Source organism: Bacillus massiliigorillae, from assembly GCF_000380245.2.
GTDB lineage: Bacteria > Bacillota > Bacilli > Bacillales > DSM-1321 > Bacillus_AD > Bacillus_AD massiliigorillae.
Genome location: NZ_HG428741.1, coordinates 3,482,468 through 3,490,352, shown reverse-complemented (window position 1 = coordinate 3,490,352; position 7,885 = coordinate 3,482,468). Strand labels below are relative to the sequence as shown.

Genomic DNA, 7,885 nt, shown 5'->3' with positions numbered 1-7,885 from the left:
CTCGGTTAATTCGAGTCAGCTTTTTTCTATTTATATCAGTCTACGTGCATCATTTTTGTAATCTTTTTAGAGAATGCAAGAAGGATTAAACCTAGTACAATTGCCATTGCACCAATGACTGCAAATACTTCAAAATATCCTAAAGATTGAGTTACAGATGCAAGTTGACCTGCTAAAATGTTTGCAACACCTGAACTTGCTAACCAAACACCCATTAATAGTGAAGCAAGTTTTACTGGAGCAATACGACTTACTGTTGATAATCCAACTGGAGATAAGAATAATTCACCAAGTGTATGGAAGAAGTAAGTTAATACAATGAAAATGATATGTGCTTTTGACACGATTTCAGCTTCGTTACTACCAGTTCCTAGAACAGCTACAAGAAGAATCATGTAACCAAGACCTAGAAGAATCATACCGATACCCATTTTGAATGGTGAACTGAAATCTCCACGTTTAGAGTTTCCTAATTTCACCCAAAGGATTGAAACAAGTGGAGCTAATAAGATAATAAATAAAGGATTTACAGATTGGAACCATGGAGTTGGAATCTCAAATCCGAAAATTGTACGATCAACAAACTTATCTGTGTAAAGAGTTAATGAACTACCAGCTTGCTCAAATCCTGCCCAGAAGAATACTACGAAACAGGCTAAGATTAGAATTGCAGCTGTACGTTGTTTTTCCACTTTTGTAAGTGGTTTGTTTTTTGCGGCTACATCGCCTATTACTTCACGACCGTTTGGTTTTTTACCAAGGTCACCTAAATATTTGTTACCAAGTATATTGAAAAGTACTTGTCCAATAACCATACCGATTGAAGAAATTAAGAATCCGTATTTGTAACCGTAAACAAATACATCTCCTTGCATGCCGCCCATGATTTTATCAGTAACCATTGCGATAATTAGTGGTGCGAAGAATGCTCCAAGGTTAATACCCATATAGAAAATCGTGAATGCTGCATCACGTTTTGGATCTTTTTCTTCGTATAAGTCACCAACAAGTGAAGAAATATTTGGTTTGAAGAAACCATTACCAATAATTAATAGTAATAAACCTGTGTACATTGACCATTGTGCGTCACCAAGGAACATAACGAAGTTACCAATTGCCATTGTAATACCACCAATGGTGATTGCCAATCGTTTTCCTAGGTACATATCAGATAACCATCCACCGATTAGAGGTGTAATATAAACGGCACCTGTATAGAAACCGTATATACTCATTGCGATGGTAGCGTTCATTCCAAGTCCACCGCTTACGATTTCTTTCGTTAAATAAAGAACAAGAATACCTCTCATTCCATAGTAACTAAAACGTTCCCACATTTCAGTGAAGAACAACAAGTATAAACCTGGTGGGTGTTTACTTGTATTTTTCTGTGGATTCATAGTTGTACCCATTTATAATGCCTCCTGAATATTTTATTGCGTTAAAGTTATACTAAAATAAAATTTAAGATGTTGTTATTGTAAGACAATTTTTTTATTCAGTCAATTGAATAATAATACCAATGGAAAATTTGACACTTTAATTACACAAAGTAATAATACTGATTATTATAACAATAAAACAATTTAGAAAAAATAGTAAAATCTTAATTATGAATAAAATTATGTATATTTATTCATTTTATATATTAAAAATACTGTAATATAGGCTGCGTTTAATAATTGCTTTTTTATAATGCACAAAAGGGAATGTAAATAATCATTCAGGAAGGAGGAGGGAAGTGGTTGAATTCACAAGGTATTAGTCAGGGCTAGTCCGTGGGGATTTTTTTAATATTTGATGTTAACAAGTATGAAGCATTTTAAAAGCGTAAAAAGAGGCGTTCTAAAAGTGATTGGAAATCTCATTTAGGACGCCTCTGATATTTTATTCTATTATTGATTTACCGTTGAATTAGTTCCATTTTGCTGAATGGCTACTTCTACAGGTACATATTCGTAACCTAGGTCTTTAGCGACAGCTTCAAATGTAATTTGGTGATTCGCAACATTAACTCCTTTAGCTAGTGCAGGATTAGCAAGAATAGCTGTTAAAGCTCCTTTATTAGCAATCTGAATTGCATAAGGAATTGTAACATTTGTTAATGCAATTGTTGATGTTTGTGGAACAGCACCAGGCATGTTAGCAACAGCGTAATGAACAACACCATGTTTTACATACGTTGGGTTATCGTGAGTTGTGATATGATCAACTGTTTCGAAAATACCACCTTGGTCAACTGCTACATCGATAACTACTGATCCTGGGGACATCGTCTTAACCATTTCTTCTGTTACGAGCTTAGGAGCTTTTGCTCCTGGAATAAGAACAGCACCGATAACAAGGTCAGATTCTGCAACTGCTTGTGCTATATTAAATGGTGAAGAGATCACTGTTGTAATTTGATTACCGAAAATATCATCTAATTGACGTAAACGGTCTGGACTAAGGTCAATTATTGTTACATCTGCTCCTAAGCCGATAGCTATTTTTGCAGCATTTGTTCCAACAACTCCACCGCCAATAATGGTTACTTTTCCACGTTTTACACCTGGAACACCACTTAATAGAATACCTTTACCACCATTCATTTTTTCAAGGAATTGAGCGCCGATTTGTGAAGCCATTCTACCTGCTACTTCACTCATAGGTGTTAGTAATGGTAATGTACCTCCTTGAGATACAGTTTCGTAAGCGATAGCTAGCACACCATTATCTTTTAATGCTTTTGTTAACGATGGTTCAGCCGCTAAATGTAAGTATGTGAAAAGGATGAGGTTTGGTCGGAAATATTGATATTCACTTGGTAACGGTTCTTTTACTTTTAAAATCATATTTGCTTTTTCCCATAATACAGCTACATCTTCGATGATAGTTGCACCAGCTGCTAAATATGCGTCATTAGTGAAACCGCTTCCAAATCCAGCGCCTTTTTCTACGCAAACTTCATGTCCGCTTTTTACTAGAGCAATAACGCCTGCTGGGGTTATTGCCACACGATTTTCATTATTTTTTAATTCCTTTGGTACACATATACGCATGATTCTATAACCTCCATGAAATATAATATTTAGATTTCTTAATAAAAGTATAATCACTATTTTCTTTAATTTATTTGTGAATTTTGGAAAATGTAAAAAGTGGTATTTGTAGATTTCTACAAACACCACCTAGATGAAATAATATAGTATTTAATTATCTGGATGTTCTAGTAACTCAACCTGTTCGAGCTTTTCTAGAATTCTGCGTTTTCGATACAGCATCATGCCTGCATCGCTAATATCTTGAATCATGGAGCGATTTGTAAAAGCACCGAATAACATTCCAGCAACCGGAACCATTTGGAAGAGCTTCTTCCAGCCGAACTGATCACGGTATGTGTATACTACTTCACGCCAACCTTGTAATTGTGAAATCATTTCTTGTGATTTGTTATTTCTTGTGTGTTTAGTTGAGAGTTCATTCAGAATAGCTTCTTTTCCAACAATATCAGCTGAAGCAAATTGAAGACATTTGATAATGAAAATACGCTCTTCTTTTTCATTTGGATCATATCCATGAATGATGGCTATTTCTTGTAATGTTTTGAGAGATAATCCTAAGATAACAGGGATGTCGATTGCGAGTGTGAAAATTCCACCGAATCCAGTAGATGCTCCTTGAACCGTTGCTATTTTCGCTCTATCGTTTTTTAAACCTTCACTCATTGTTATCATTTGTTGTATTGGTACATTCTTAATATCATCTATCGTCTCAATAGGTAAAGACGGGTTTGATTTTTGTATGTTTTTCAGTAAGGTCTTTTCTTGTGTTAAATATTGACCACCATTTTGAATATAACTGCCAATTTCATCGAGTAATACACCCATTTTGTTTTGGATGAAGGCAGGAGTTAGTTTGTCCAATAACTTAAAGGGAAGGCGGCTTAAGCGTTCCCAAAACCATAATCCCTTTTGATCCTTCTCCCATTGTTTAACTATTTGTAGTTCTTTCCCGAGCGATTCTTTATTCTCCATCATCACCAATTCCTTTGCATTTAGAATCTTAGATTCATTGATACATGTACGATTTCAGGATGAAAAAGTGTCACTTTTTTTTGATTTTATGTAATTTTCATATTGTTGCAAAAGGAATTCTAAGTAGAGTGCCATTTTTTGGAGTGGATCCTTTACATTAATATTCGCTATACTGCTAATCCTTTTCAATCGATAATGAATGGTGTTCACATGTAAATGAAGTTTAGACGCTGTATCGTAAGGGTTCGCATCATGTTCTAAATAGGTTTGTAGCGTTTCAATAAGGTTTGTACTATTCTTTTCATCATATTTAAATAGTTCTTTTATATTTTGCTGAAATATGTTTGTCGTTCTATTATGATAGAGTGTTTGTACATATTGATATATGCCGAGTGTTGCGTAATTGGTTAATTGCTTTTCTTTGTTTGGGAATACTTGTTGTAAAGATAAAGTATAGCGAGCTTCTTGGTAGCAAGTACTAGCTTGGATATAGGTGGAGTATATAGGACCACAGGCTCCGTGTATATTGGTTAGTTCAAAGCGAACTTTCATTTGAGAAAGGAACGAATCGATAAACTCTGTAAGAGACTGTGTAAAATCATTTTGATTAGCTGGACTTGCGACAATGATTAACCGTCTTTGATCAATGGTGTATAGTGGTGCTTTAATTTTTTGTGTTGTTCCGATTGTATATGAAATATTACGTTCAATGCTTTCATCGATTGTACTCGGAAATGTAAATACAATGATGCTATAAATAGAAGGAAGTGAAATTGCATTTTCAGCACAGACAGATTTTATGTCATCTTCGGTATCAAAATGTCCGGTTAATAATTGCCAAAGGAATTCTTGATGGCTTTCTTGATTACGTTTTTTCTTAGCTAATGCTTGAAGAAGTTGATTTTTACCTTCCTTAGCAGCAAGTTTAAGAAAGTTTAAATCCGTTTCTGTGAATGATTTATTTATTTCTAAAACCCATATAAAGCCAATGACTTCTTGATTTTTTCGAATGGAAACCGCAGCTCTTTTCCCGAATCCCAATTCACTCATAGAAGGGATAATAATGGGAGAATCATCTTTTAAGAGAGAGGGGATAACCCCTTCTTTCCATAAGTTATTTATGATTTTTTCAGGAACCCTTCTATTCATAATGGTTGATATACGAACAGGATCACTTAGATCGTCATGAATGCTATATGCTAGAACCCTATGGTTTGCATCTTCTATAGTGACGGGGCAACCTAGAACATGACTAATTCTATCAGCAAATTCGACTAAATCACCGTGGATGCCTTTGAAAATACTGTTTGGATGCGGATTATTCATATGTTTATTCCCCCTTTGCATATCTGGTGTAATTATCTTAATACATTTGCGTGCTAATGTCATAATAATCAGTCTCTTGGGCTTGAGAAATCTGCTTTATCCCATATTGAATAGGGGAGATGATTGCTAGACTGAATAAGTGAGCAGTAAATCGAATATAACTTTGAAATCTAATATCAACAAAAAGGAGTTCTAGACACATAGTCAAGAACTCCTTTTTGAATTAGAAAAAGAAATTTAAAATATAGTAAACAATTGCAGCAATCGTTGCTGAAATTGGTAAAGTAATAACCCATGTAATTAACATACGTTGTGCAGTACCCCACTTAACACCTTTTAAACGGTGGGCTGAACCTACACCAAGAATTGAAGAAGAAATAACATGAGTTGTACTTACAGGTAATCCTATTGCTGTTGCACCGAAGATGACACTCGCTCCAGTTAAATCTGCAGCAACACCATTCACAGGACGGATTTTCATAATTTTGCCGCCAACTGTTTTGATGATTTTCCAACCACCAATTGATGTTCCGAGCCCCATTGCAAGCGCACAAGATACTTGTACCCATAGCTGTATATCTGTTGAATCTGTGTATCCATTAGCTATTAACGCCATTGTTATAATCCCCATTGCTTTCTGGGCATCATTTGTTCCGTGAGTGTAAGACTGTAGTGCCGCTGTGGCAATTTGAATATATCGGAAACGCTTATTTGTTTTTGGAAGATTATTGTTTTTGAATACCACCTTGAAAATGCTATATACGATAAAGCCGACAGTAAATGCTAATATTGGCGATAGAATTAAAGCTTCAAGAATTTTTAAGAAGCCTTCTAAGTGTAAAGCGCCGATACCAGCAGCTGCGATAGCAGCACCAGCTATACTTCCAATAATTGCGTGGGAAGAAGAACTAGGAATACCGTAATACCATGTGATTAAGTTCCAGGCTATACCTGCGATTAGAGCAGCAAGGATTACGAGTGAGCCATTTTCTAACGTAAAAGGGTCAACGATATCCTTTGTAATTGTTTTGGCAACTCCTGTAAATGTCATAGCACCTACAAAGTTCATCGTTGCGGCTAAAATAATAGCTCGCCTCGGAGTTAAAGCCTTTGTTGAAACAGCTGTTGCAATCGCGTTGGCTGTATCGTGGAAGCCATTGATAAAGTCGAATGCTAATGCGCCAATTACAATTAAAACTGTTAAGACTAGTAGTGTATCCATTGTAAATTAAGCTCCTTATGCATTCTTCATAATGATTGTTTCAAGTGTATTGGCAACTGTTTGACAGCAGTCTGCAATATCTTCAAGACTTTCATAAATTTCTTTATATTGAATGATACGAATTGGATCTTTTTCAACAGCAAATAAGTGTTTAATGCTTTGACGATGAATCCCATCACAGATGGACTCGTAGTCCTTAATTTTAATTGCATGATCACGGATGTTCATTAATTTTTTAGAAGCTAGAAGCTTTACGGATTTTTCAATTTCGTATGTGCTATTACGGATTGCATCAACAAATTTCAACATATATTCATCTGCAGATGTAATGGAATACATTTCAAACATTGCCGCGCAATGTTCTAAACCATCAATCACATCATCCATGCTCATAGCAAGGTGAAGAATGTCTTCACGTTCAATAGGTGTAATGAATGCTTTATTTAGTTCTTGAATTACGTCGTGAACGTAATTATCCCCTTGGTGTTCAAATTCTTTCATTTTCTCAGTAAAAACTTTTAAATCGCTAATATTTTGCAACTTGTAATCTGCGAAGTAGTCAGCACCTTGTTTTAAATTCTCTGCTATACCAAACAAAAGAGTAGCAAACTTATCCTGTTTAGACTTAAAAACCATATTGTTAATACCCCCACTATCCAAGTTCGTAAAGTTAAGTTTATTAGTTTCTATATATTTAGAAAACTAGCTCACCGTAGTAATTTTACTTATAAATTCTTTTAGAATAAAGTGATAAATTAGAAATTTACATAAACTTAACAAAAGAGAGTTTGAATGATTAATAAATTAACACATAATTTACATAAAATGTATGAATTTAGAAGAAAAATGAATGGTATAGCCTAATTATGTAATGAAACAGTAATAATCTTTCTGATGTAGAAGTGCTGTTGCTTTGGAATGGAAAGTGAATGAAAGTTAGTTTGTATTTTATTTATGATAGTGGAAACCATATTAACGAAGTTCTTCATATTTATCTTTTCACTTTACGTTTTTCATAATGGAATGGAGGTAATGTAATGCTGAGCCTATTATGGACATTAATTGTTGGTGGCATAATTGGTTGGATTGCTGGAGCTATTCTTGGTAAAGATGTTCCATTCGGTATTATTGGCAATATTGTCGTAGGATTTATCGGAGCTTGGTTAGGCGGGTTAGTATTAGGTAACCTTGGACCGGATATTGGAGGATTTGCAATAATTCCAGCTATTATTGGTGCTGTTATTTTTGTATTCCTTTTAAGTCTTGTATTAAGAGGTATGCGGAAAGCTTCATAATTATATAAAAACAAGAGGTTGCCCAA

General features: G+C 34.8%; 7 protein-coding genes. 1 reads left to right on the top strand and 6 read right to left on the bottom strand.

Annotation, left to right across the window (positions count from 1 at the left end):
* Nucleotides 1–35: 35 nt before the first annotated feature.
* From TX86_RS16130 to TX86_RS16105, 6 genes are all read right to left on the bottom strand, one after another.
* The gene (locus TX86_RS16130) at nt 36–1,412 is read right to left on the bottom strand and encodes a peptide MFS transporter (protein ID WP_042349929.1); all 1,377 of its coding nucleotides are present in this window, start codon (nt 1,410–1,412) and stop codon (nt 36–38) included.
* Nucleotides 1,413–1,895: 483 nt separating this feature from the next.
* Nucleotides 1,896–3,041: an alanine dehydrogenase gene (gene ald / locus TX86_RS16125; RefSeq protein WP_042349928.1), complete on the bottom strand. Its 1,146-nt coding sequence runs from the start codon at nt 3,039–3,041 to the stop codon at nt 1,896–1,898.
* Between the two features lie 150 nt (nt 3,042–3,191).
* The gene (locus TX86_RS16120) at nt 3,192–4,016 is read right to left on the bottom strand and encodes an EcsC family protein (protein WP_081707687.1); all 825 of its coding nucleotides are present in this window, start codon (nt 4,014–4,016) and stop codon (nt 3,192–3,194) included.
* A gap of 54 nt (nt 4,017–4,070) precedes the next feature.
* Entirely contained in the window at nt 4,071–5,342 is a 1,272-nt protein-coding gene (locus TX86_RS16115; protein ID WP_042349926.1) for a helix-turn-helix domain-containing protein, read from the bottom strand.
* Between the two features lie 223 nt (nt 5,343–5,565).
* The gene (locus tag TX86_RS16110; protein WP_042349925.1) at nt 5,566–6,564 is read right to left on the bottom strand and encodes an inorganic phosphate transporter; all 999 of its coding nucleotides are present in this window, start codon (nt 6,562–6,564) and stop codon (nt 5,566–5,568) included.
* A gap of 15 nt (nt 6,565–6,579) precedes the next feature.
* The gene (locus TX86_RS16105; RefSeq protein ID WP_042349924.1) at nt 6,580–7,200 is read right to left on the bottom strand and encodes a DUF47 domain-containing protein; all 621 of its coding nucleotides are present in this window, start codon (nt 7,198–7,200) and stop codon (nt 6,580–6,582) included.
* A 404-nt stretch (nt 7,201–7,604) separates the two neighbouring features.
* Here TX86_RS16105 and TX86_RS16100 point away from each other — a divergent pair, with 404 nt between their 5' ends.
* Nucleotides 7,605–7,859: a GlsB/YeaQ/YmgE family stress response membrane protein gene (locus TX86_RS16100; protein ID WP_042350558.1), complete on the top strand. Its 255-nt coding sequence runs from the start codon at nt 7,605–7,607 to the stop codon at nt 7,857–7,859.
* Nucleotides 7,860–7,885 lie beyond the last annotated feature (26 nt).

What these genes read in the sequence shown, in the direction of transcription:
- TX86_RS16115 (WP_042349926.1), bottom strand. Translation starts at nt 5,342, where the DNA reads ATGAATAATCCGCATCCAAACAGTATTTTCAAAGGCATCCACGGTGAT.
- TX86_RS16130 (WP_042349929.1), bottom strand. Translation starts at nt 1,412, where the DNA reads ATGGGTACAACTATGAATCCACAGAAAAATACAAGTAAACACCCACCA.
- TX86_RS16120 (WP_081707687.1), bottom strand. Translation starts at nt 4,016, where the DNA reads ATGGAGAATAAAGAATCGCTCGGGAAAGAACTACAAATAGTTAAACAA.
- TX86_RS16105 (WP_042349924.1), bottom strand. Translation starts at nt 7,200, where the DNA reads ATGGTTTTTAAGTCTAAACAGGATAAGTTTGCTACTCTTTTGTTTGGT.
- TX86_RS16110 (WP_042349925.1), bottom strand. Translation starts at nt 6,564, where the DNA reads ATGGATACACTACTAGTCTTAACAGTTTTAATTGTAATTGGCGCATTA.
- ald (WP_042349928.1), bottom strand. Translation starts at nt 3,041, where the DNA reads ATGCGTATATGTGTACCAAAGGAATTAAAAAATAATGAAAATCGTGTG.